Origin of the sequence: Candidatus Merdisoma sp. JLR.KK006 (assembly GCF_036941035.1) — a bacterium.
Lineage (GTDB): Bacteria > Bacillota > Clostridia > Lachnospirales > Lachnospiraceae > Laedolimicola.
On record NZ_JAYMNS010000001.1, the window covers coordinates 109,434 to 131,401 of the forward strand.

At 47.1% G+C, this 21,968-nt stretch carries 23 protein-coding genes; 4 read left to right on the forward strand and 19 right to left on the reverse strand.

Annotated features, from left to right (window positions below):
* Window positions 1–16 precede the first annotated feature (16 nt).
* The 9 genes from VSQ61_RS00485 to mtaB all read right to left on the reverse strand — a co-directional run bounded on the left by VSQ61_RS00485 (window position 17) and on the right by mtaB (window position 7,060).
* Window positions 17–1,255 carry a peptidase U32 family protein gene (locus tag VSQ61_RS00485; protein WP_334342462.1) on the reverse strand — a complete coding sequence of 413 codons (1,239 nt, stop codon included), beginning with the start codon at window positions 1,253–1,255 and terminating at the stop codon, window positions 17–19.
* A 92-nt stretch (window positions 1,256–1,347) separates the two neighbouring features.
* A complete protein-coding gene (locus VSQ61_RS00490) occupies window positions 1,348–1,989 on the reverse strand; it encodes an O-methyltransferase (protein WP_334342463.1) in 642 nt (213 codons plus the stop codon).
* On the reverse strand, window positions 1,990–2,370 hold the full coding sequence (locus tag VSQ61_RS00495; RefSeq protein WP_334342464.1) for an endolytic transglycosylase MltG: 381 nt from the start codon (window positions 2,368–2,370) through the stop codon (window positions 1,990–1,992). It lies immediately after the preceding gene.
* 71 nt (window positions 2,371–2,441) lie between these two features.
* Complete coding sequence (locus VSQ61_RS00500) at window positions 2,442–4,106, reverse strand: ribonuclease J (RefSeq protein ID WP_334342465.1); 1,665 nt, start codon at window positions 4,104–4,106, stop codon at window positions 2,442–2,444.
* Between the two features lie 16 nt (window positions 4,107–4,122).
* Window positions 4,123–4,578 carry a Fur family transcriptional regulator gene (locus VSQ61_RS00505; RefSeq protein WP_334342466.1) on the reverse strand — a complete coding sequence of 152 codons (456 nt, stop codon included), beginning with the start codon at window positions 4,576–4,578 and terminating at the stop codon, window positions 4,123–4,125.
* 59 nt (window positions 4,579–4,637) lie between these two features.
* Window positions 4,638–4,898, reverse strand: coding sequence for a DUF1292 domain-containing protein (locus VSQ61_RS00510; RefSeq protein WP_334342467.1), 261 nt, complete (start codon window positions 4,896–4,898; stop codon window positions 4,638–4,640).
* 3 nt (window positions 4,899–4,901) lie between these two features.
* Window positions 4,902–5,354, reverse strand: coding sequence for a Holliday junction resolvase RuvX (gene ruvX / locus VSQ61_RS00515; RefSeq protein ID WP_334342468.1), 453 nt, complete (start codon window positions 5,352–5,354; stop codon window positions 4,902–4,904).
* A gap of 13 nt (window positions 5,355–5,367) precedes the next feature.
* On the reverse strand, window positions 5,368–5,631 hold the full coding sequence (locus VSQ61_RS00520) for an IreB family regulatory phosphoprotein (protein ID WP_334342469.1): 264 nt from the start codon (window positions 5,629–5,631) through the stop codon (window positions 5,368–5,370).
* Window positions 5,632–5,755: 124 nt separating this feature from the next.
* Window positions 5,756–7,060, reverse strand: coding sequence for a tRNA (N(6)-L-threonylcarbamoyladenosine(37)-C(2))-methylthiotransferase MtaB (mtaB, locus tag VSQ61_RS00525; protein ID WP_334342470.1), 1,305 nt, complete (start codon window positions 7,058–7,060; stop codon window positions 5,756–5,758).
* A 174-nt stretch (window positions 7,061–7,234) separates the two neighbouring features.
* Here mtaB and VSQ61_RS00530 point away from each other — a divergent pair, with 174 nt between their 5' ends.
* Entirely contained in the window at window positions 7,235–7,468 is a 234-nt protein-coding gene (locus VSQ61_RS00530; protein ID WP_334342471.1) for an HPr family phosphocarrier protein, read from the forward strand.
* A 121-nt stretch (window positions 7,469–7,589) separates the two neighbouring features.
* Here VSQ61_RS00530 and thiI read toward each other — a convergent pair whose 3' ends face one another.
* The 6 genes from thiI to VSQ61_RS00560 all read right to left on the reverse strand — a co-directional run bounded on the left by thiI (window position 7,590) and on the right by VSQ61_RS00560 (window position 13,493).
* The gene (gene thiI / locus VSQ61_RS00535) at window positions 7,590–8,768 is read right to left on the reverse strand and encodes a tRNA uracil 4-sulfurtransferase ThiI (protein ID WP_334342472.1); all 1,179 of its coding nucleotides are present in this window, start codon (window positions 8,766–8,768) and stop codon (window positions 7,590–7,592) included.
* Between the two features lie 64 nt (window positions 8,769–8,832).
* Window positions 8,833–9,987 carry a cysteine desulfurase family protein gene (locus VSQ61_RS00540; RefSeq protein ID WP_334342473.1) on the reverse strand — a complete coding sequence of 385 codons (1,155 nt, stop codon included), beginning with the start codon at window positions 9,985–9,987 and terminating at the stop codon, window positions 8,833–8,835.
* 74 nt (window positions 9,988–10,061) lie between these two features.
* Entirely contained in the window at window positions 10,062–10,799 is a 738-nt protein-coding gene (locus VSQ61_RS00545; RefSeq protein ID WP_334342474.1) for a 16S rRNA (uracil(1498)-N(3))-methyltransferase, read from the reverse strand.
* 1 nt (window position 10,800) lies between these two features.
* A complete protein-coding gene (gene prmA / locus VSQ61_RS00550) occupies window positions 10,801–11,775 on the reverse strand; it encodes a 50S ribosomal protein L11 methyltransferase (protein WP_334342475.1) in 975 nt (324 codons plus the stop codon).
* 100 nt (window positions 11,776–11,875) lie between these two features.
* Entirely contained in the window at window positions 11,876–12,817 is a 942-nt protein-coding gene (locus VSQ61_RS00555; protein ID WP_334342476.1) for an NAD(P)H-hydrate dehydratase, read from the reverse strand.
* Between the two features lie 271 nt (window positions 12,818–13,088).
* Entirely contained in the window at window positions 13,089–13,493 is a 405-nt protein-coding gene (locus tag VSQ61_RS00560; RefSeq protein ID WP_334342477.1) for a hypothetical protein, read from the reverse strand.
* 237 nt (window positions 13,494–13,730) lie between these two features.
* Here VSQ61_RS00560 and VSQ61_RS00565 point away from each other — a divergent pair, with 237 nt between their 5' ends.
* Together VSQ61_RS00565 and VSQ61_RS00570 are read left to right on the forward strand one after the other, a co-directional pair.
* Window positions 13,731–15,470: an Rqc2 family fibronectin-binding protein gene (locus tag VSQ61_RS00565; protein WP_334342478.1), complete on the forward strand. Its 1,740-nt coding sequence runs from the start codon at window positions 13,731–13,733 to the stop codon at window positions 15,468–15,470.
* 129 nt (window positions 15,471–15,599) lie between these two features.
* Window positions 15,600–16,949, forward strand: coding sequence for an SH3 domain-containing protein (locus VSQ61_RS00570; RefSeq protein ID WP_334342479.1), 1,350 nt, complete (start codon window positions 15,600–15,602; stop codon window positions 16,947–16,949).
* A 73-nt stretch (window positions 16,950–17,022) separates the two neighbouring features.
* Here VSQ61_RS00570 and VSQ61_RS00575 read toward each other — a convergent pair whose 3' ends face one another.
* Window positions 17,023–17,607, reverse strand: a complete 585-nt coding sequence (locus VSQ61_RS00575; protein ID WP_334342480.1) for a zinc dependent phospholipase C family protein — start codon at window positions 17,605–17,607, stop codon at window positions 17,023–17,025.
* A gap of 125 nt (window positions 17,608–17,732) precedes the next feature.
* Entirely contained in the window at window positions 17,733–18,260 is a 528-nt protein-coding gene (locus VSQ61_RS00580) for a shikimate kinase (protein ID WP_334342481.1), read from the reverse strand.
* Between the two features lie 170 nt (window positions 18,261–18,430).
* Between VSQ61_RS00580 and VSQ61_RS00585 the strand changes: the two genes are divergently transcribed.
* Entirely contained in the window at window positions 18,431–19,015 is a 585-nt protein-coding gene (locus VSQ61_RS00585; RefSeq protein WP_334342482.1) for a TetR/AcrR family transcriptional regulator C-terminal domain-containing protein, read from the forward strand.
* On the opposite strand, the gene VSQ61_RS00590 is transcribed toward VSQ61_RS00585, so the two are convergent.
* Window positions 18,984–20,690, reverse strand: a complete 1,707-nt coding sequence (locus tag VSQ61_RS00590; protein WP_334342483.1) for a CotH kinase family protein — start codon at window positions 20,688–20,690, stop codon at window positions 18,984–18,986. The two genes, VSQ61_RS00585 and VSQ61_RS00590, sit on opposite strands and share 32 nt — an antisense overlap.
* Before the next feature lie 105 nt (window positions 20,691–20,795).
* Window positions 20,796–21,890 carry a DUF2974 domain-containing protein gene (locus VSQ61_RS00595; RefSeq protein WP_334342484.1) on the reverse strand — a complete coding sequence of 365 codons (1,095 nt, stop codon included), beginning with the start codon at window positions 21,888–21,890 and terminating at the stop codon, window positions 20,796–20,798.
* Window positions 21,891–21,968: the final 78 nt, after the last annotated feature.

Below are 21,968 nucleotides of genomic sequence, written 5' to 3' on the forward strand. Positions count from 1 at the left end.
CGGACACCTGCTCATACTACGCTGTAACCCCATCCTCCTTCTTACGCAAAATATCGTAAGTTTCAGCTTCTTTGCTAAGCTTTACAAACAATTTCTGCTTCGGATGAGGCGCACTTTCCATGGGATTCCCTTCCTCGTCCAAAAGGGCCTCAACCTTCACAAGAACATTTTTTCCGTCCGGCTTCATAATCTCAATCTCGTCTCCCACAGAAAACTTATTCCGCTGTTCAATCTGACAATAGCCCCGCTCATCCGGCCCATTCACAATTCCCAGATACGTGTATCCCTTCACATACGTATTGCTTCCATAGATTTGGCTGTTTTCATCCGGCTTCCCATAAAAGAAGCCCGTGGTAAACTCCCGGTAGGTACAGCCGGCAATCTGCTCCTGATACCAGCTCATATTCCTTTGGTAAAGCTCCTGGGATTCCAGACAATCATCAATGGCCTTCCGGTAGGTTCTGGCCACCGTTGCCACATAAAGGGCCGTCTTCATCCGCCCTTCAATCTTAAAGCTGTCAATCCCGGATTCCAAAAGCTCCGGAATATGCTCAATCATACAGAGATCCTTTGAATTAAAAATGTAAGAGCCCCGCTCATTTTCATATACCGGAAAATATTCTCCCGGCCTTGTCTCCTCCACCACCGCATATTTCCAGCGGCATGGGTGTGTACATGCTCCCTGATTGGCATCCCTTCCTGTGAAATAATTGCTCAAAAGGCACCGCCCTGAATAGGAAATACACATAGCCCCATGGATAAAGGTCTCAATCTCCAGATCTTCCGGAATATTTGCCCGAAGCTCTCGAAGCTCCTCCATGGAAAGCTCCCTTGCCGATACCACACGCTTTGCTCCCTGCTCCTTCCAGAAACGGCAGGTCAGATAATTCGTATTATTAGCCTGCGTACTAATATGCCGCTCAATCTCCGGGCAAATCTCCTTAGCCAGCATAAACACACCGGGATCCGCAATAATCAAAGCATCCGGATGCACCTCCCGAAGCTCCGAAAAATACGCCCGAATCCCTTCCAAATCCCGATTATGGGCCAAAATATTGGCTGTCACATAGACCTTTGCTCCCCGTTCATGGGCAAAAGCTATTCCCTCTTTCATCTCTTCCAGGGAAAAGTTCTTAGCCTTCGCACGAAGGCCAAAGGCTTCCCCGCCTATATATACGGCATCCGCTCCAAAGACCACCGCCGTTTTCAGTACCTCCAAACTGCTGGCAGGTATCAATAATTCCGGTTTTTTCATACTTTATTCCAGTTCCGCAATATCCTCTTTCGTACCCCTTATCCGGAAGAACTTCCAGCACTATGGCACTGTGGGCATATTGCCGTTTTAAATTATTGTTTTACACTCAAGGTCACCCCGTCCCCCAAAGGAAGAATGGAAGTAACTAGCTGCGGATTGTGCTTCAATTCATAAAGATATTCCCGCATCCTGCTGTGAATGGTCCGGTTCCGCCGCTCCACAGCAAACCGGGATTCAATCAGTTCTCCATCCTGCAGCACATTGTCTGACACTAAAAGCCCTCCCGGTGCCAAAAGTCGCAACACGTCCGGAAGGAAATGGATATACTGTCCTTTGGCCGCATCCATAAAGATGAAATCAAAGGTCCCTGTCATTTTCTGCAAATATTCTGCCGCATCACCTTCCAACAGAGTAATCTGCTTTTCCCTTCCTGCCCTCTTAAAGTTCTCCTTTGCTGTAGGAATCCGTTTTTCATACTTTTCAATAGTGGTAATATGTGCTTTTGGATGTCCATATTCACACAGTAAAAGAGCAGAAAAGCCTACGGCTGTTCCTACCTCCAGAATAGCCCTGGGCTGTTTTGCTGCCAGGAGAGTCTTAAGAAAGCTCTGCATCTCCCGGCGTATGACCGGCACACAGTCTCTTCTTGCTTCCTCCTCTATCTGATCCAAAAGCCTGGTATTGCCCATATCCAGTGAATTGATATAGGCAGTCATTCTCTCATCAACAATCACTTACTCTTCCTCTTCCGGATCCTCTCCGGCCATCACTGCCATCATCTCCCTGGGCTTCATAGCAGTAGTAAGGGTATAGGTACCAGCCTCCAGCTTCTTTGCATACTTGGACACCTTTACCTGAATATAAAACAGCTTCCAGTCATTTACCAGACCCTTATCTTCCATAAGCTTTGCAATATCAGAAATAGCAGAGCCATCCTCTATGGTTATCGTAATGCTTCTTCCCGGCTCTTCATCCACTGCCTCCTCCTGGAATACGGAATGTCCATAGTCAAAGGCCATGCCGCCCAGCCGGATAATTCCCAATATCACCACTGCTATGACTACAATTTTTAAAGCAATTGATAAGACTGTTAATGCTGCTCGTTTAATGTTCATCTTCCGTCTCCTGCATCTATCTGATACCGCTCTCAGCAAAATATTCTATGAGGCATATCCATCTCATAACTTTACACTTCCATGATAATAGGAAGAATCATAGGATTTCGTTTTGTCCTTTTCCAGATGAAATCACTTAAGGAATCCTTAATGACATTCTTCAATTTTCCCCAGTCAGAAATTCCCCTGTCAAGACAGTCATTCACTGCATCATTCACCACAGCTCTAGCTTCCTCCATCAGATCCTCAGACTCTCTTACATAGACAAAGCCCCTGGATACAATATCAGGGCCGGCCAGCAATTGATTGCTGTACTTTTCCAGGGTCATTACTACAATCATAATACCATCCTCGGCCAGATGCTGTCTATCCCTTAAAACAATATTTCCTACATCTCCTACTCCGAGGCCGTCTACCAAAATAGCTCCCGTATGCACGTGATCCACCACCTGTGCACTGTTTTCCCCCAGCTCCAGCACGTCACCAGAGGAAAGGATGAAAATATTTTCCTTGGGAATGCCCAGATTCTTTGCCAAATCCGACTGAGCTTTCAGATGGCGGTACTCCCCATGGACAGGGACAGCATACTTAGGATGCACCAGTGAATAAATCAGCTTGATTTCCTCCTGACATGCATGGCCGGATACATGAGCATCCTGAAAGATTACATCTGCGCCCTTCATAGAAAGCTCATTAATCACCTTGGACACAGCCTTTTCATTTCCCGGAATGGCCTTGGAACTGAAAATCACCGTATCGCCCGGCTTAATCTGCACCTTTTTATGGATATTAGCAGCAATCCGTGACAGAGCAGCCATAGATTCTCCCTGACTTCCTGTGGTAATCAATACCACCTGATCATCGGGATAGTTCTTCATCATTTCAATGTCGATCAGGGTTTTATCCGGCACATTCAGATACCCCAGCTCTGCTGCCGTCTTAATCACATTGATCATGCTGCGGCCTTCCACCACTACCTTCCTGCCATATTTGTAAGCGGAATTGATGATCTGCTGCACCCGATCCACATTGGAAGCAAAGGTAGCAATAATAATCCGGGAATTCCTGTGATCCGACATGATATTGTCAAACACCTTCCCCACTGTCCGCTCTGACATGGTAAAGCCCGGGCGTTCTGCATTGGTGCTGTCACACATAAGGGCCAACACGCCCTTCTTTCCAATCTCTCCAAAGCGCTGCAAATCAATGGCGTCTCCAAAGACTGGCGTATAATCCACCTTAAAGTCTCCCGTATGGACAATAATGCCGGCCGGAGAATAGATTGCCAGAGCAGAAGCATCCACAATACTGTGGTTGGTCTTAATAAACTCAATCCGGAAGGAGCCCAGATTGATGGATTGTCCATGCTGAACAACCTTCCGCTTGGTATGATTAATCAGATTGTGCTCCCGGAGCTTATTCTCAATCAGTCCGATGGTCAGCTTAGTGGCATACACCGGAACATTTATCTCTTTCAGAACATAAGGCAGCGCTCCAATGTGATCCTCATGCCCATGGGTAATCACAAATCCCTTTACCTTCTGTATATTATCTTTTAAATACGTAATATCGGGAATCACCAAGTCGATTCCCAGCATGTCATCCTCCGGGAAGGACAGGCCGCAGTCCACAACAATAATACTGTCTTCAAATTCAAAGGCAGTAATATTCATTCCGATCTGCTCCAGTCCGCCCAGAGGAATGATACGCAGTTTTGAATTGTTAATATTTCTCAATCTTCAACCTCCTGTTTCAATTTTCTTCCTTTTCCGAACAATCCCTGCAAATGCCGTAAAGCTTAACCTCATGATCCGTCACCCGGAATCCCAGCGCTGCCTGTACCCCCGTCTCCAGCGCTTCCAGCATATCCTTCTGAAATGCAGACACACGGCCGCACCGCAGGCAGATCAAATGATGATGCCGATGGTGTTCGCTGTCCTGTGTATCTCCAATCTCATAGCGGACAAAGCCGTCATCCAGATTAATCCGGTCAATCAGTTCCAGTTCCAGCAAAAGCTGAACCGTTCTATAAACAGTAGCTAACCCGATATCCGGGTTCTCTACTTTTACTCTCTCGTATATCTCTTCTGCAGTCAGGTGTTCTTCCGGGTTCTCTGCCAGTACTTCAAGGACTACCAGACGCTGCCTGGTTACCTTCAGTCCCTTTTTTTTCAGTATTTTCTTAAAATCCTCTCTCCCAATTGCCACAGATGCCACCTGCCCTTTTCTCCTTGCAGCTTTAGTCACTGGCTGCTGCTTTTCCCTTTCTAACGGGTGATGTCCACATCCTCCAAAAGCTGTTCAAAAATTCCTAAGACGCCTTCTAACTCCTGATCATCCTCTACAATCTCATAGACTGCTTCCTGATCTCCATCTGAAGACAAATCCTTCAAAATCAGAGCTTCTGCATCCTCTTTTTCAGAATCAGACACCAGAATATAGTCTGTCCCATTCAGTCTCGTTTCCTCCAGAACAAAAAATTCTGTCTCCTCTCCTGTTTCCTCCTGGATAAACGTAATCTTTTCCATTCCTTACTCCTCATCTCCCGGTTTTGCAGTTCCCGGTGCGTAAATACAATCCAGATAGCCCTGAAGTATCAAAACAGCCGCAATGGCATCCACATACCTGCCTCTGTCTTCTCTACGTACCCCGCCCTCCATCATAGCACGATTAGCGGCCGCCGTAGTCAGCCGCTCGTCCCACATCACAACAGGCAGACCAATCCGTCTCTCCAGCATTTCCTTAAATTCCAGAGATTTCTCTGCCCGCTCTCCCAGGGTATTATTCATATTTTTAGGAAATCCAAGCACAAACTGGGTCACCTGATACTCATGCACCAACTCTTCCAGCCGTGCAAGGGTCTGTCTCAGCTTATTTTCCGATTTTCTTCTGATAATTTCCACCGGCTGGGCCGTGAGACCTAACGGATCGCTCACTGCAACCCCCAGTGTCTTGGAACCAAAATCCAGCCCCATAATTCTCATAAGCTGCTCCCGTCTACTCGGATACCGTTGTCTTGATATAAACCTTCAAAAGCTCCTCCACCAGCTCATCACGCTCCACCTTCATAATCAGGCTGCGGGCGTTGTTATGGCTTGTGATGTACGTTGGATCCCCGGACATAATATAACCTACAATCTGATTTACCGGGTTATAGCCTTTCTCTGTCATAGCCTGGTACACCTGATGCAGAATATCTCCTACCCGAGTTTCTGTCTCCGGCATCACTTTGAAGTTTTGTGTGCTATCCAATCTGCTCATTTCTGCCTCCATAGGTTCAATGATAGATCCCATCTGCAGGTATCTTTTTGAACCTCAATATTTCACGCTCCTGATCCCACTGCCTATTATTCTACTCTATAATTTCAAAAAATACAATACCTTTTCAGAGAAGTTTACATAACAGAAACTCATTTTCTAAAGCTTTTATGCCCAAAGCAGAAACTATTTGTCCAGTCAAATCCCTGTCCGAGACAAAAACCGCCCGGCAATACTCTCTGGTGTGTCCGGTCTGATAAGAAACCCCGTTTATTTCCAGATACTCCTCCACCAGAATCTCCACCTGCCGCCCCGTCTGCTTTTTAAGATACTGTATCTCATGTTCTTCATTCAGTTTCAGCAAAGCTTTGCTTCGTTCTCCCTTTACTGCCTCACGAATCTGTCCCTCCATAGCGGCAGCTTTTGTCCCCTCTCTTCTGGAATATTTGAAAATATGGGTCTGAAAAAAGGCAATTTTCTGTAAAAAAGCCTCCGTCTCCAAAAATTCTTCTTCCGTCTCCCCCGGAAAGCCTACAATCACATCCGTAGTCAATGCCGGCTCTTCAAAAACACAGCGAAGTATCTGACAGGCTTTTTCATATTCCGCTGTTGTATAATGACGGTTCATCCGTTTCAGAACCCCGTCACTGCCGCTTTGCAAAGACAAATGAAAATGAGGACAAAGCTTTGGAAGCTCTCCTATGGCCTTTGCAAATTCCTCTGTAATAATCCTCGGCTCCAGAGAGCCCAGGCGAATCCGCCAAATCCCCGGAACTTGATGGACTGCCCGTATCAGAGAGAGCAAATTTTCCCTTTCCAGGTCCACGCCGTAAGAGCTTAAATGAATCCCTGTGAGAACCACCTCCTGATAGCCGCCTGCCGCCAGCTTCTCCACCTCACTGCAGATATCTTCCGCTTCTCTGCTGCGCACCCTGCCTCTGGCGTAAGGAATAATACAGTAGCTGCAAAATTGGTTGCACCCATCCTGCACCTTCACATAAGCTCTTGTATGCTCTGCCTGCTCCGTCACAGAAAGACTCTCATACTCCTTTGTGTGATTGATATCAATGAGCGCCTCTGCCTTATGTCCTTCCTCATAGGCTTCAAGAATGGAAATCAGATCCTTTTTCTTATTATTGCCAATAATCAAGTCAATGGAATCATCCTCTTGAATTTTCTCTCCGGCAGTCTGGACATAACACCCCACAGCTACCACGATTGCCTTTGGATTCAGCTTCTTTGCCCGGTGAAGCATCTGTCTGGACTTGCGATCCGCAATATTCGTCACTGTACAGGTATTGATGATATAAATATCAGCTCCTGTATCAAAGGGAACAAGCTCATAGCCTGCTGCTCTAAGAAGCTGTCCCATAGCCTCTGTCTCATAAGCGTTGACTTTACAGCCCAGATTATGCAGTGCAACCTTCTTCATATCTGACTTTCCTTTCGACTTTGTATTGACTTTTATTACCCCCCGTATTAAGATTAAGATAAGCTGGTAATAGCAGGAAGACAGATGCAAATCATTTCTGAAAATATCTTCCGGCAACTTGCCGCCGCAGGCCGGTAAGGAGGCATTACCTTATAATATTAGGAGGTATTTATAATGAAAACCGTAAAAATATGCTTGAATTCCATCGAAAAAGTAAAATCCTTTGTAAATGATATTACCATGTTCGACGCAGACTTTGATCTGGTTTCCGGCCGTTATGTAATTGATGCCAAGTCCATCATGGGAATCTTCAGTCTGGATCTGTCCAAGCCTATTGATTTGAATATTCATGCACAGGAAGAGATGGAAACTGTACTGAAAGCGCTGGAACCTTACATTGTTGAATAAACCTCAGCAAAAGATATAGTTCACCATCTACCGCAGTATACCATAATCTGCATGAGAGCCCAAAGTTCCCATGCAGATTTTTACTTCTAAAAAATGTCTGGTGTACATATCCTGTTCTCCACTATCCCACAACAATCAGTTCTGCCGTCTCAACAGCTTCCTCCACCATGGCATCAATCTTTTCCGCAAGCTTCGTCTCCGAACGCTGAATCACCTTAACATTCGGCTTTGTGACCGGATGCTTTGCCACAAAGATAGTGCAGCAATCCTCAAAGGGCTGAATGGAGGTTTCAAAAGTATCAATCCGCTTGGAGATCGTCACAATATCTTCTTTGTCAAATGCAATCAAAGGCCGGAATACCGGCATGGTACAGACCTCATTGGTAGCCGCAAGGCTCTGTACAGTCTGACTTGCCACCTGCCCGATGCTTTCACCTGTAATTAAGCCCAGAGAACCCGTCTTACGGGCAATCTGCTCCCCTATCCGCATCATATACCGGCGCATAATAATCGTCAGCTCCTCGTGGGGGCATTTTTCATAAATGTACAGCTGAATATCCGTAAAATTCACTACATACAGATAAATCGGGCCTGCATACCGAGCTACCTTGGCAGCCAGATCCACCACCTTCTGTTTGGCCCTTTCACTGGTGTAAGGAGGCGCATGGAAATACACGGCGTCAATCTTTACGCCCCGCTTGGCCACCATATAGCCTGCCACCGGACTGTCTATGCCTCCGGAAAGGAGCAGCATGGATTTGCCGTTGGTTCCTACCGGCATTCCCCCCGGCCCCGGAATCACATCGGAATAGAGATAAATCCGCTCCCGAATCTCTACATGAAGCATCAGCTCCGGCTCATGGACATCCACCTGCATTCCCGGAAAGCTGTCAAGGATCCGGCCTCCAAGCTGTGCATTCAGCTCCATGGACTGTAAAGGATACGTCTTGCGGGCCCTTCTTGCATGTACTTTAAAGGTCTTATGGCAGTCGCCATAACGATTATGGAGATACTTTACAACCTCCTCCGCCAGCCGCTCAAAGCCCTCATCCTCCAAGATCACCACCGGGCAGATTCCCACAATGCCGAATACTCTTTTTAAGGCATCCACTGCTTCCTCATAATCGTACTCATCCAGAGCCTCCACATAAATCCGCCCCTGCTCCTTTGTTACGCGAAAGGAGCCTTCCACCTCCTTTAGGGCATGGCGGATCTGGGCAACCAGAGCATCCTCAAAAAGATATCGGTTCTTTCCTTTAATAGCAATTTCTCCATATTTAATCAAAAATGCTTTGAACATACACTGCTCCTTCTTCTTTCATAGACATAACCTTTTTCTGTAACCATTCCCCGAACAAGCTTTGCTAATGCCTCTGGAACCTGCGAAGCACAGGAAGCAGCTCTCTTAACGTCTCCAGACAATACAAAAGCTCTTCCTCTGTAGTAAATTCGCTAAAACTGAAGCGAAGAGTGGAATCAAGAAGCTCCCGTTTTATTCCCATAGCCTTCAAAGTGCCGCTGACTGCGGGATGGTTGGAGGCACAGGCCGATCCGGAGGAAACATAGATCCCCCGCTCTTCCAGCGCATGCAGCAGAACCTCGCTGCGCACCCCCTCAAAGCTGACGCTGACAATATGGGGAGCGCTGTCTCTTCCTGTCCTTCCATTGACTGTGGTTCCTGTAAGCCTTTGAATTCCCTCTACGAACTGCTCCTTCAGCTGGTAAAGCCGGTCTCTCTTTTCCTCAAAATCTGTATAAATCTCCCGAACTGCCTCTCCAAAGCCTGCAATGCCCGGTACATTTTCCGTCCCCGGGCGAAGATCCTTCTGCTGTCCTCCTCCGTAGAGCAAAGGACGTATTTTCACGCCCTCTGCCGCATACAGAAGCCCCATTCCCTTGGGGCCATGAATCTTATGACTGCTGACAGACAGCAGATCTGCATGAAGCTTTTTGGGATGAATCTGATATTTTCCATATGCCTGTACAGCATCCACATGAAAGAGTATGGGTTTTTTCCTTTTTTTCAAAAGTTCTCCAATCTCCCCAACAGGCTGCACGGCTCCAACCTCATTGTTCACATACATGACAGAAACCAGAACGGTATCCTCACAGATCGCTTCTTCCAGATCCGACAGACGGACAATTCCGTCAGAATCCACCGGAAGATAGGTAACGCGAAAGCCCTGGCCCTCTAAGTTCTTTACAGCCTGTAATACGGCCGGATGCTCAATGGCAGTGGTAATCAGATGCTTTCCGGCTCTCTGGTTGGCATAGGCACAGCCCGTCAGGGCCAGATTGTCGCTCTCTGTTCCTCCTGAGGTGAAATAGAGCTCCTTTTCCTGAACCTTCAAATTGTGGGCCAGAATTTTTTTTGCCTCCCGCAAAACCTGCTCTGCTTCTATGCCTTTGTGATGAAGAGAGGACGGATTTCCATATTCCTCTGTCATGACCTGGTACATCCTTTTGGCTGCTTTTTCATAACAGCGAGTGGTGGCCGAATTGTCCAAATACGCTTCCATGCTTTCCAAACTTTCCTTTCCTGCCGGGCTTTTCCTTCATTTTGATTTCTTAAAAATGCTTTTTATTATATTCCTTAACACTCCAACAAATATGCCAATACGGAGATCAGCGCCATCCCTGCCGTCTCCGTCCGCAGAATCCGCTTTCCCAACGTAACAGGTACTGCCCCTGCTTTCATAGCTTTGGAAACCTCATCCTCCTCAAATCCACCCTCAGGACCGATAAAGATTCCCACCGACTGGCCGGGCTTAATCGCTGTACATACCTCCCGTGTGTGCTCTATCCCTCTGGCCAGCTCATAGGGAATCAGACAGACATCCAGGTGTCTTGCCTCCTCCAATGCTTCGAAAAAATCCATCACCCTGGCAATCTCCGGCACAATTCCCCGTCCGGACTGCTTAGCCGCACTCTCGGAAATCCCCATCCAGCGCTTTCGTCTGGCCTGCTCCTTCCTGGCATCCAGCTTCACAACCGTACGTCTGGTTTGAACGGGTACAATCTTCACCGCTCCAAGCTCCACACATTTCTGGATAATAAATTCCATCTTATCCCCTTTTGGAAGCCCCTGAAACAGAGTGATTCGGGATGGAAGCTCCGCATTTCCATCCAGCCGCCACATAATGGAAGCTGTCACCGCATCCTCACCGATCTCATTAAGCTGACAGCGATAATCTGCTCCCTGTCCGTCACTGATAAGAACCTCCTGGCCGGAGCGCATGCGAAGTACATTACGGATATGATTCACATCCGTTCCTGTTAAAATAATATCTTTTTCTCTGATTTGAGAGGGATCTGCAAAAAAGCGATGCATATCAATTTCTCCTGTTCTTAAAAGGCCTCCTGGCTGTAACCGAAACCCATTCGCCCTGATAAGTAACCTCCAGTACTTCAAAGCCGCAATTCTTTACCGTATTCACTACCAGCTCTTCCTTATCATCAATGATACCTGATGTGATATAAATGCCGCCTGGCTTTAGATGCTTCAAAACTACAGGCGTCAGGGGAACCAAAACCTCTGCCAGAATATTTGCCACTACAATGTCATAGCACTCATAGCCGGCCCAGTCCTCAACATCCCTGTCATCAATAATATTTCCTATTCGAAGCTCAAAGGAACCTGGTTCTATATTGTTAACTTCCAGGTTCTCTTTTACTGCATCTACAGCGCAGGGATCCAGGTCTGTGCCTTTGGCCTGCTTTGCTCCCAGCTTCAAGCTGATAATAGACAAAATACCGCTTCCCGTACCTACATCCAGAAGCTTCGTTTCCTTAGTCAAATATTTACGTATCTGACGGATGCACAGCTGAGTAGTCTCATGCATGCCGGTACCAAAGGCTGTCCCCGGATCAATCTGGATCAGCAGCTTGTCCTGATCCTCCGGTTTCGTCTCTTCCCAAGAAGGCTTAATCAGAATATCATCCACATAAAACTGGTGAAAGTATTCCTTCCAATTATTAATCCAATCCTTATCCTCTGTCTCAGATGCCGTGACGGTTCCCTCACCAATGGACAGGCCCCAGGTCTGTATCTCCTTAAGCCCTTCCCTCACCTTGGAAAGCACCGCCTCCTGATCCATCTCCGGTTCCAGATAAAAGCTGATGTAAGCCACACCGTCATCCTTTGGCATATCCGGAAGAATATCCACAAACATCTGCTCCTTATCCCGCTCTGAAAGAGGAATCTTGTCTTCAATCTCGATTCCTTCAATACCAGCCTCCATCATCATGCTGCTGATGATATCCTCTGCTTCTGTTGTTGTTTTCAAGGTGTATTTATTCCATTTCAAAGCTTCTCACCTCATCATTCCCGTCTTTTCACACATTTCTTACCATATCATATATTTTCAAAATCAACAAGACTTTCTTGCTGTTCGTATAGGCATTCGTCTAAGTCATATTCTGCAAAAAAAGAATTGCCTTTGGAATCTTTTCTACCATATCCCTTGGCAGCATCCCAAACTCCCCAAGCTCTTTCCTGCAAAGATCCCCTGCATATCCATGAAGCCACACGGCCAGCGCCGCTGCCTTCACCGGCTCCAAGCCCTGTCCCAACAGGGAAAGTACCATTCCGCTTAGAACATCACCGCTTCCCCCTTTGGCCATGCCGTTGTTCCCGGTGGTATTGACAAACACGCTCCCATCAGGATCAGCTGTCACAGTATCCGGTCCTTTCAGTACCAGGGTGCATCCATATTCACCGGCAAATGCCTTTGCTGCCTGTATTCTCTCCTGCATCCGTATTTCCCTAAGCTTCTTTCTTGGGACCTCATCTGTTTCTCTGGATAATTTCCCGCCAAGATAGGCAAATTCTCCTTCATGGGGCATCAGAATCGTTACCCATCCCTTTTCATGCCGGGCTTTTAAAACCTCCTTGTGATTTCGAATGGCGTAGAGGGCATCTGCATCTAACACAAGCGGCGCCTTCACCTGCTCTAAAAGCCGCCGAACCAGAATTACAAGCTCCTGGCTGCGCCCCAGCCCCGGCCCAATTGCTCCTGCGTCACAGCCGTTCATGCGCTCCAGGATCTGAAAAAAAGCCTCCGCCGAAAGCTTTCCTTCCCGATCCGGCATAGGAAACACCATTGCTTCTAAGCACATAGCCGCCGTAATCGGATAAATCTCACCGGGCACCCCCGCAAATACCAGGCCGCTTCCCGTCCGCGCTGCTGCCCCTGCTGCAAAAACCGGAGCGCCCGTAAGTCCCACACTGCCGCCCACAATACACACCTTTCCAAAGGTACCCTTGTGGCCGTCCCATGGACGCTTAGGAAGAAAATCTGCCGCTTCCTTTGCTGTAAAAGAATAAACCTGTCCTGCCGCATCTTTCATAAGCCGCACCTCCCAGCGAATGCTCTCAAACCTTCTGTTATGGTTCCAATACAAAACAGGGCCAAGGTCTTATCTCTAAGATCTTGATCCTGTTTTATTTATAATTACTTCCTAACTGTTCAGTACCTTCACAGTTACGATGCAAAATCCATCTAAAATCGCCTGTGGCGATAGGATTTTGCACTCCTGAATCATATTCTTACGGTCTCAGCAGCAAATGACCTCGCTTCGCTGGGTCAGACCCTGCTTCAACCTGTAGTGAATAGTTACATCACTTCTTACTTCTGTGCAAATATGGATCGCTGCTGCCGTCCTCATAATAATACCAGGTTCTTCCGCATATTTCTTTCGGATGCTCCTGATCGTCTTGGGAAATAAAAATTTCTTTATCGCAGCAATCCTGCTTTTTTGTAAAGAGTACATGATGATGGGGCTCATTAAACTGGAAAAACCACTCCTCCCATGGATAACTTTCCAAAAGTTCCTCTGAGGGAACTCCATGAATTACATAATGGGCACGAATCCCATCCTTCATGCAGATAACCTTCTGCCAGGAATAGGATGCGTAGATTCGCTCCTGCTCCGGCGTCAGATTTCCGAAAATCGCCTCATAGTCATATCCCAGTTCCTGCAGAGCCTTTCTGATTCCTGACTGTTCCATTTTTTCTTTCAGCATATGCCCTCTCCCCCTTTAAAATCTTTATACCTAAATACAAAACTCATGTTCTGGCCTTTGCCAAAACTGCTGGTATAATCATATCATCTGACACATCCGAATACAACATAAAAAGAAAATCAGGAAAGAATTTATAGCAACCTGCCGTCTTTCATGCTATACTGTGGATGGTTTTATAGTAGGAATTTTCATTGCAACAGCCGCACAGAATAAGTGCGGCAGAATCAGGAGGAACACATGGCATTTGACGGAATCACAGTTGCAAGTCTTCGCACCGAGCTCTCCAAGGCGCTCACCGGAGGGCGGATCACCAAGATCGCCCAGCCGGAAGCGGACGAACTGCTTCTTACCATAAAAAATAATAAAAACCAGTATCGGCTGCTGATCTCAGCCTCTGCAAGCCTGCCGCTTCTTTATCTGACTGACAGCAACAAGCCCGGTCCCATGACAGCGCCGGGTTTCTGCATGCTTCTGCGCAAGCACTTAGGGGGCGGAAGGATCATCAGCGTCACTCAGCCTTCTCTGGAGCGGATTTTGCAATTTGAAATCGAACACTTAAATGAGCTTGGAGATCTCTGCCGCAAGCTTCTCATTGTGGAACTGATGGGAAAACACAGCAATCTCATCTTCTGCCGGGAGGACGGTATGATCCTTGACAGCATCAAGCATGTATCCTCTGCGGTCAGCTCTGTTCGGGAAGTGCTTCCGGGAAGAACCTATTTTATCCCGGTCACTCAGGAAAAACTAGATCCCATGACTTTTGACGGGAACACAATGCTTCAGGCAATCTTAAGGAAGCCCCTGCCTCTTGGGAAGGCTGTCTACACCACGCTGACCGGATTTTCCCCGGTTATGGCAGAAGAGCTCTGCCATCGCTCCTCTCTGGATTCCCATCGGCCCCCGTCGGAACTGACAAAGAACCAGCAGGAAATGCTGCTTCACCAGCTCCTGCGGCTCCTTACGGATATCAAAGGGGAACTGTTTGCACCCAGGATCTTCTACCAGGGTAAGGAACCCGTAGAATTTTCTGCCCTGCCCCTTACCATATATGATGATTTGGAAGCCCGGTCCTTTTCCAGTATTTCCAATCTTCTTGAAACCTACTACGCCTCTAAAAATACCATCACCCGAATCCGTCAGAAGTCTTCGGATCTTCGCAGAATCGTACAGACTGCTCTGGAGCGAAGCCGCAAAAAGTACGATCTTCAGGCACGACAGCTTAAAGACACAGAAAAACGGGAGAAATACAAGATCTACGGAGAACTGCTCCATGCCTACGGCTATAATCTGGAGGAAGGCGCCCGGTCTTTGGATGCCTTAAATTACTATACCAATGAAACCGTCACCATTCCCCTGGATTCCCAACTGACCCCTCAGGAGAATGCAAAAAAATATTTTGATAAATACGGAAAGCTGAAACGAACCTATGAGGCCGTCACAGAACTCCTTGCAGAAACGGGAAAAGAGGTTGCGCATCTGGAATCCATCAGTCAGGCGTTGGACATTGCCCTTTCAGAAGAAGATCTGGTACAGATCCGGGAAGAACTGATGGAATCCGGCTACATCCGCAAAAGGAGAAGTCTGGATAAAAAGCCGAAGATCACCTCCAGGCCCTTCCACTACCTCTCCAGCGACGGCTTTCACATTTATGTGGGAAAAAACAACCTGCAGAATGATGAACTGACCTTCAAGTTCGCCTCCGGCAATGACTGGTGGTTTCACGCCAAGGGCACGGCAGGCTCTCATGTAATCCTGAAGAGCGAAGGAAAAGAGGTACCTGACCGGGCCTTTGAGGAAGCCGGCCGTCTGGCTGCCTACTATTCCAAAAGCCGCGGCAATGAAAAGGTCGAGATTGATTATGTGGAAAAAAAGCATGTGAAAAAGCCGGGAAGCGCTAAGCCTGGCTTCGTGGTTTACTATACCAACTATTCTCTGGTAATAGATTCCGACATTTCCGGCCTTACTCTGTTAACATAATTCTGAAGATTTTCTTAATACTGCCCTCTGTTTCTTGCTTTTTGGAACAAGGCTGATTATACTGGAAATAATATCTTTGCATATCAATGATATTTTATTATTTTAATGTGTATAACAGGGGGGTATTTTATGTCAAACAAATCCATGCGCAGACGGACAAGCATCTTATTTTCCGTACTGCTGGTGCTTTCACTATTTTTAACACCGTTAGGACCGCAGCTTCATTCCCAGGCAGCCCGGGCTACAGGAACGGTTAAAAACCGTATCTTAAATGTCCGTTCCTCCGCTTCCACCAGTTCCTCAATCGTGTGCAAGCTGACCCAGGGCACAAAAGTAACCATTATTTCCGACACCACAGGAGATGACGGACTGAAATGGTACAATGTATACTTTGCCTACAACGGAGATGCAAAGGAGGGTTATGTGCGGGCCGATCTGGTAACGGTATCCGGAAGTGTTCCCGGCAGTTCCTCCGGCAGTACTTCTGCGAATGCAGCAGCCAGTTCCGGTTCTACCCGTTATGTAAAGCCCGCTGTGGCTCTTGTCCGTACCTACGCTTCTACCAATGGTGATATTCGCTCTCGTCTGGAACGGGGAACAGCCGTTACTGTTCTCTCATCTACCACCGGAAGTGATGACAAAAGGACCTGGTACGAAGTTTCCTTTACCAAAAACGGAACTACTATGAAAGGCTTTATGCGCGGAGATCTGCTGGTTGAAACCAACCCCGGCGGCAGCAGCTCCAATACCACGGATGTATCCGGCGTTCGGTATATCAATGTGGACACTGCCCTGATCCGCACCTATGCTTCCACCAACGGAGATATTCGTTCAAGGCTTTCAAGGGGCACTGAAGTCACTTTAGTTTCCTCTGAAACCGGAGCCGACAAAGCCCTCTGGTATAAAATCTCCTACAAGGAGAACGGCAGCTCTTTAAAAGGCTATGTCCGCTCTGACCTGCTCACTCAGAACAACCCGGGAACCGGCAGTTCCGGCAATTCTTCAGCCGGAATCTCCAATCAGTCCGCTGCGGTAAAACCGGCTGTGGCAAATATCCGCACTTATGCTTCCACCCGCGGAGACATTCGTTCCAAGCTCAGCAGCGGAACCAATGTTACGATCCTCTCGGAAACCACAGGGGATGACGGACGGAAATGGTATGAGATCTCTTATACCTATAACGGTACCGCTCTTAAGGGTTATATTCGAAGTGATCTGGTGACTATCGGGGCCGCAACAGGAAGCAATAGCAGCGGTTCTTCCAGCGGAGGCAGCGCCAACACCAACACGCCGGCTGTTGCTCAGGTGCGCACTTACGCCTCCCCTTATGCCGATATCCGTGCCACCCTGCAGAATGGCACAAAGGTTACAATCCTGAAGACCGTTACTGGGGAAGACGGAGAAAAATGGACTAAGATTTCCTTCACACAGGACGGAACCCTGATGAAAGGATATGTTCCTTCCTCTATGCTGAAATAGCAAAATCCTATTTACAAAAAGACCGTTGAAACGGAACCCTGTGCTCCTTCCAACGGTCTTTCTTTTCCCTATTTTATGCCGCATGCAGTCTGACTTCCGCCTTACAGCCTGCCAGGCTTAATATCGCCTGCACTACCTGATGGCAGATCCGCACAATGTAACGGCAGTCCTCCTGCACATTGCGCTTCCGGCTCAGATACTCCTTATGAGCATTCCGGATGAAGTTCACCACAGCCTCTGCTGTCGTAAAGCGCCATGCCTCAATTCGCTCCCGAAATGCCTCGCCGCTTTTCACATACTCCCGAAGCTGAAACTTCAACTCCTTCTCATAGTAACAATGATCTTTAAAGTTCCCGTCATAGGTACTGTTGTGAGGAAATGTAAAATAATCCGCCACATAATGAATCACTTCCCCCAGATGCCGCATAAAAGCTCTGGGATTCGCCCGCTCCTGTCCATCCTTGTTTGACAATCTGCGGATTTGTTCCGTTACAAGGTCAAAAGTTTCTCCAAATTCATGCCGTCTGGTAATAAATGAAGGCTTGCAGTCCGGAAGAATGCTTCCCAGATAAAAAGCATTTCGATGTGCCTCCAGCTCCGGCACATGCATATCTTCTACAATATATTTTGCCAAAGAAATATGTGATTTTTTTCTCAAACTAATATCCTCCTCACAGGGGATTCCCTCTTACCATCCCCCGGCTGTTCTTTTGGGATTTACACCGCCTTTTTTATGATACTCTTTTTATCGGTCATTTGTCCATACCTAATTCTGCCAATATTTTAATCAATTAGAGCCATTTTTTCTTCAATTTTCCTTATTATCTCCTGACAGATTTCCTCAGCGCTCCGTCCGTCTGTAGTAATTACAATATCCGCAGCAGCCTCATAGCGCTCCTGACGTTCACCCATGAGGGACGCAATAAAGGAAATATTCTTGTCCTTCTCAAGCAATGGACGGTTATGGCTGTTCTTTACCCGTTCATACACCGTCTCCGGCGTGGCTGTCAGAAAAACCACCCAGCCTCCCTTATGCATAATGTCCACATTACTGGCCCGAAGAGGGGTTCCGCCTCCGCAGGAAACCACCAGCCCCGTCCTTCCATGAAGCTCCTTTAAAAGCTCCGTCTCCAGACTGCGGAAATATTCCTCGCCCTTTTCCTCAAATATCCGGGAAATCGTCATTTTCTCACGCTCTTCAATAACCTGATCCATCTCTATAATCTGACGCCCATGGTTCTGCTTCAAATATCCTGCAATGGTTGATTTTCCTGTTCCCATGAAACCGATCAAATAAATCGTGTTCTTCATACTTTTCTCCTCCTGTCCCTGCGCCCCTGCTCCTTTTACGAGCAAGCCAAGTATATCACACACGCTCCCTGACTGCCATATTTTTTTGATAACTTGATGGTCAAATGTTTTGATTTAACCATTGAAATCTAAAAATAGAACCGTATAATAAATGAAAAAGGAGAGATACTATGCAGTACGAAGTGACCAGCCTGAATACGAAACGCCTGCTTGCCGGATCTCTTAGAAAATTCATGAGAGAAAAAAGTTTTTCCAAAATTACTGTAAGCGAAATCTGCCTGGACTGTGGTGTAAACAGAAAAACCTTTTATTATCACTTTGAAGACATCTATGCACTTTTAAAATGGATTTTGGACCAGGAAGCCTCAATCATTTTTGAAAATTGCGATTTGCACGGAGATTTTAAGGAGATTATTTTATATATCCTCAACTATATTGATGCCAACAGGCAATTTTTAAATTCCATTTATGATTCTCTGGGCTACGACGGGCTGAGGGAGTTTCTTCGTGAAGATTTCATTTATCTGCTTTCTTCCATTATTTCCATGTTGGAAAAGCAGGAACGATATTATCTGGAACCGGACTTTCATCAGTTTCTCTGCCAATTTTACGCCGGCGCCCTTTCCGGCATTTTAAAGGATTTCCTTACGGAGCTCCATCCCAAAAGTCATGAGGAAATTCAGGAGCGTATTTCCCAAACCCTGGAGACCTCCCTCTTATCCCTTATTCGGGCGAAGGGGACGAAAGTCTCATAAGCTCCTTTTGCATAACTTCTGGCCGCAGGCGGAAAAACTCTTTTATTTTCTCTATTTCTTCCTCATACACTGACTTTTGATACTGGCTGGCTTCTTCTGCACCTGCAAACTCCTGTGCTTTTTTTTCTGCTATCAGGCTTATCTGATATTCCAGCTCACCTTCCATTTCCTGCTGTATCTCATCTATCACCTGACAGGCATGCTCATAGGAAAAGGCACCCTCCATCATATTTTCCATAATCTCTGTAAAGCGCTTCCGCATATCCTCCCGCTGAAGAAGCGCCCGTAAAAGGGGCTCTTCCCGATCCCAATTGCTCTCTTCTTCCCTCAAGACCTCTCCAAGGGTTGGATTGTCCGCCATAGATGAGCCAGTCCTTGCCATTCCTACGTCCAGATCGTATAAAAGAAACCTCCACCGGCCATCCAGGTACGGTCCGTTATAATTTCTTCCATTGGCATACCAGCGGTAAGCTTTGCAGTTGTTGTTGGGCCAGTCGGGGTTGGAAAGGTAGATTTCAATGGCACAGTATTGAAGAAAGTTATCAATGTCCAACTGCTGTTCCAATTCTGCAAAAATACTGTCATCTGTCAGATCTCGGAGCAGATATCCATAAGCAATATTAAAATCCCACGCAGCCTGGGCCTCTGCTTCGTCCTCCGTATAAATATTGGCGCTTCCCCGATGGGGTGCAAGCACCTGCCAGCTTCCCTCATCATTCTTCGTTCCGTAATGAGTTTGGAAATAGACATCATCATAGCTTTCTTCCATCCACTCAAATCCATAGTACTGTCCATTCAGCCAAACCGATGCGGCACAGAACTCCTGTGTATCCAAAAAACCTGCATCTCTGGCAAGCCGCTGACCCAGTTCGTTGCGAAGATAAGCCTTCTCATGATCATTGCCATGATTGCGCAGAATCACCTGCTTATACTCTGTGATTGGATTTCCTGTCCAGTCACTGCTGTTATTTAAAAATAATTCTTGAGAGATGCGTTTTTCCCCATAGTCTTTTCGTGCAATCAGGCGGAGGGATTTCATGTCATTTCCTCTTGAGGTTCCCCCGTGAACACGCATACCCATGTTCTGGGAGACAAGACATGTTCCGTCAGCGTCCCAGATTTCCGCATATATAGGCCGCTCAGACTCCATGCCCCTCAAGTTATAATTGGCCGGGGCAGTATCGGTAAAATCTTCATCCGGATTGGCCATGGCATACGCATCCCGGATTCTTCCCGGTACCAGAATCCCTCTGTCATAATCATAGAAATCCTCCGGATCGCCTGTAATGGATACAATCTTTGTAGAAAATCTCTCCTCTGCCTGCTTCCCCAGAAAATATGTTTTCGTATAGATCGGAGATGACTCTCCGCCTTCATAACAGGCTACGGCCCGGATTGGAACTGCCTTAAGCTCCTCTCCTGCCGTAAGTTTTATAGGTTCTTCATAGCGCATGGCCCCCTCGGCGGGCAGGCTCCCATCCATAGTATAATATATATCAGCATCCAAAAGAGTGGACAGGATAAGCTCCTGATCCTCGCTGTAAAAACTATCCTTTAACGAAAATGCAATCTCCTGTTCCTGATAGGGTTCGCACGCCTTCACCATCTGAATCCAGCCAGCAAGCATCAGTAAACCTAAAAGCAGGCAAATCCCTGTTATCTTTCGTTTTGCCATGACGTCATCCATCCCTTTAAGCCAAATCTGTGACATATTGTAAAAAATTTTATATCGGGATAAAACCGTCAATTTTCTTTTCGTGTATAAAAACCGGACACTTCTTTAAATCTGGGAAAAATTCTCCCCTATAGATTTTATAAGCTTTATCAGAACGCCTGCAAGCATCACCTTTGTCTTTACATCCTCCTGTCCAAGCTTTTGCAGAGCAGCATAGATCTTCTTTGGTTCTGCAAGCTCCCCTATATGCTTCACATCCGAGTCCTTCAGCACTTCATACAGGGCATCTATGAAGGTCTTCCGCTCTTCTGCCGATAAGCCTGCAAGCCAGTCTTTGATGGTTTCATCCACCATTCGGCTGCCCGCCGTTACCTTGCGAAGCTCTGCAAAACCACTGCCCTGTACCTCCCAGGAGTAAGGCTCATGCTGAAGAAGCCCTTCCTCTGTGCTGTGAACAACCGTATAAGGTTCCTCATGCTCCAGCAGCATCCCTACCACAGAAGACTGGGGGACAAAAGTATGTACTCGGCTCAGGATCTCCCGGTATCCCGGATCTGCCAGTACCTTCTTTAGAAAACCGGGACCATCATAATTATATACGGCCTGTATGCGGTCTCTTATATGGTCCTCGCATCGAATGGCGGCATAGACTGCCAGATTGCCGCCCTTGGAATGGCCGGCCGCATAGAGCCTTCCCGGGTAAATCCCGGCAATCTTTTCCAAATAATCTCTGGCTGCCCTCTGGCCGGGAATCTCATCCAAAAAGCTTAAGTTCAGATCCTCTTTCCAACCTGTAAGGGTTCCGTCTGTTCCTCGAAAGACCACAAAAGCGCTTCCATCCTCCAATAGAAGGGTAATGGCCGCAAACTGAAGCTCCTTTTCCTCATCCAGCAGCTCCTCAGCCGCTGTCAAACGCAGGGAGCCAAAGCGCCTGCTTTCTCCTAATGCCTGTATAAGCTCTGCATCCTTGGGCGTTCGCAGCCGGCTTTTCACAGCTTCCTCCGAAAGCTCCAGGAACATCTGGGACAGCTCTGAAAGCGTGATCGCCTCATGAGGATTATTTGACAACATATTGTCAAACTGTATGTAGGAGAGGGTACTTAAGATCAGACCGTCTACGGGCGAAACAGGGGACTGGGAAAAAGGCAGATCACCTCTCCATGCTATATAGTCAAGCATATTTGCCATGATGTCTCTCATCTCTCTTCCTGTTCTGTGTAATGCACATTCTTTTTTCTATTTTATGCAGTAAAAAATTCTCTGCACCTATATGTGGCT

What these genes read in the sequence shown, in the direction of transcription:
- VSQ61_RS00485 (WP_334342462.1), bottom strand. Translation starts at nt 1,255, where the DNA reads ATGAAAAAACCGGAATTATTGATACCTGCCAGCAGTTTGGAGGTACTG.
- VSQ61_RS00495 (WP_334342464.1), bottom strand. Translation starts at nt 2,370, where the DNA reads ATGAACATTAAACGAGCAGCATTAACAGTCTTATCAATTGCTTTAAAA.
- VSQ61_RS00510 (WP_334342467.1), bottom strand. Translation starts at nt 4,898, where the DNA reads ATGGAAAAGATTACGTTTATCCAGGAGGAAACAGGAGAGGAGACAGAA.
- ruvX (WP_334342468.1), bottom strand. Translation starts at nt 5,354, where the DNA reads ATGAGAATTATGGGGCTGGATTTTGGTTCCAAGACACTGGGGGTTGCA.
- VSQ61_RS00520 (WP_334342469.1), bottom strand. Translation starts at nt 5,631, where the DNA reads ATGAGCAGATTGGATAGCACACAAAACTTCAAAGTGATGCCGGAGACA.
- mtaB (WP_334342470.1), bottom strand. Translation starts at nt 7,060, where the DNA reads ATGAAGAAGGTTGCACTGCATAATCTGGGCTGTAAAGTCAACGCTTAT.
- VSQ61_RS00530 (WP_334342471.1), top strand. Translation starts at nt 7,235, where the DNA reads ATGAAAACCGTAAAAATATGCTTGAATTCCATCGAAAAAGTAAAATCC.
- thiI (WP_334342472.1), bottom strand. Translation starts at nt 8,768, where the DNA reads ATGTTCAAAGCATTTTTGATTAAATATGGAGAAATTGCTATTAAAGGA.
- VSQ61_RS00540 (WP_334342473.1), bottom strand. Translation starts at nt 9,987, where the DNA reads ATGGAAGCGTATTTGGACAATTCGGCCACCACTCGCTGTTATGAAAAA.
- VSQ61_RS00545 (WP_334342474.1), bottom strand. Translation starts at nt 10,799, where the DNA reads ATGCATCGCTTTTTTGCAGATCCCTCTCAAATCAGAGAAAAAGATATT.
- VSQ61_RS00555 (WP_334342476.1), bottom strand. Translation starts at nt 12,817, where the DNA reads ATGAAAGATGCGGCAGGACAGGTTTATTCTTTTACAGCAAAGGAAGCG.
- VSQ61_RS00560 (WP_334342477.1), bottom strand. Translation starts at nt 13,493, where the DNA reads ATGCTGAAAGAAAAAATGGAACAGTCAGGAATCAGAAAGGCTCTGCAG.
- VSQ61_RS00565 (WP_334342478.1), top strand. Translation starts at nt 13,731, where the DNA reads ATGGCATTTGACGGAATCACAGTTGCAAGTCTTCGCACCGAGCTCTCC.
- VSQ61_RS00570 (WP_334342479.1), top strand. Translation starts at nt 15,600, where the DNA reads ATGTCAAACAAATCCATGCGCAGACGGACAAGCATCTTATTTTCCGTA.
- VSQ61_RS00580 (WP_334342481.1), bottom strand. Translation starts at nt 18,260, where the DNA reads ATGAAGAACACGATTTATTTGATCGGTTTCATGGGAACAGGAAAATCA.
- VSQ61_RS00585 (WP_334342482.1), top strand. Translation starts at nt 18,431, where the DNA reads ATGCAGTACGAAGTGACCAGCCTGAATACGAAACGCCTGCTTGCCGGA.
- VSQ61_RS00590 (WP_334342483.1), bottom strand. Translation starts at nt 20,690, where the DNA reads ATGGCAAAACGAAAGATAACAGGGATTTGCCTGCTTTTAGGTTTACTG.
- VSQ61_RS00595 (WP_334342484.1), bottom strand. Translation starts at nt 21,890, where the DNA reads ATGAGAGACATCATGGCAAATATGCTTGACTATATAGCATGGAGAGGT.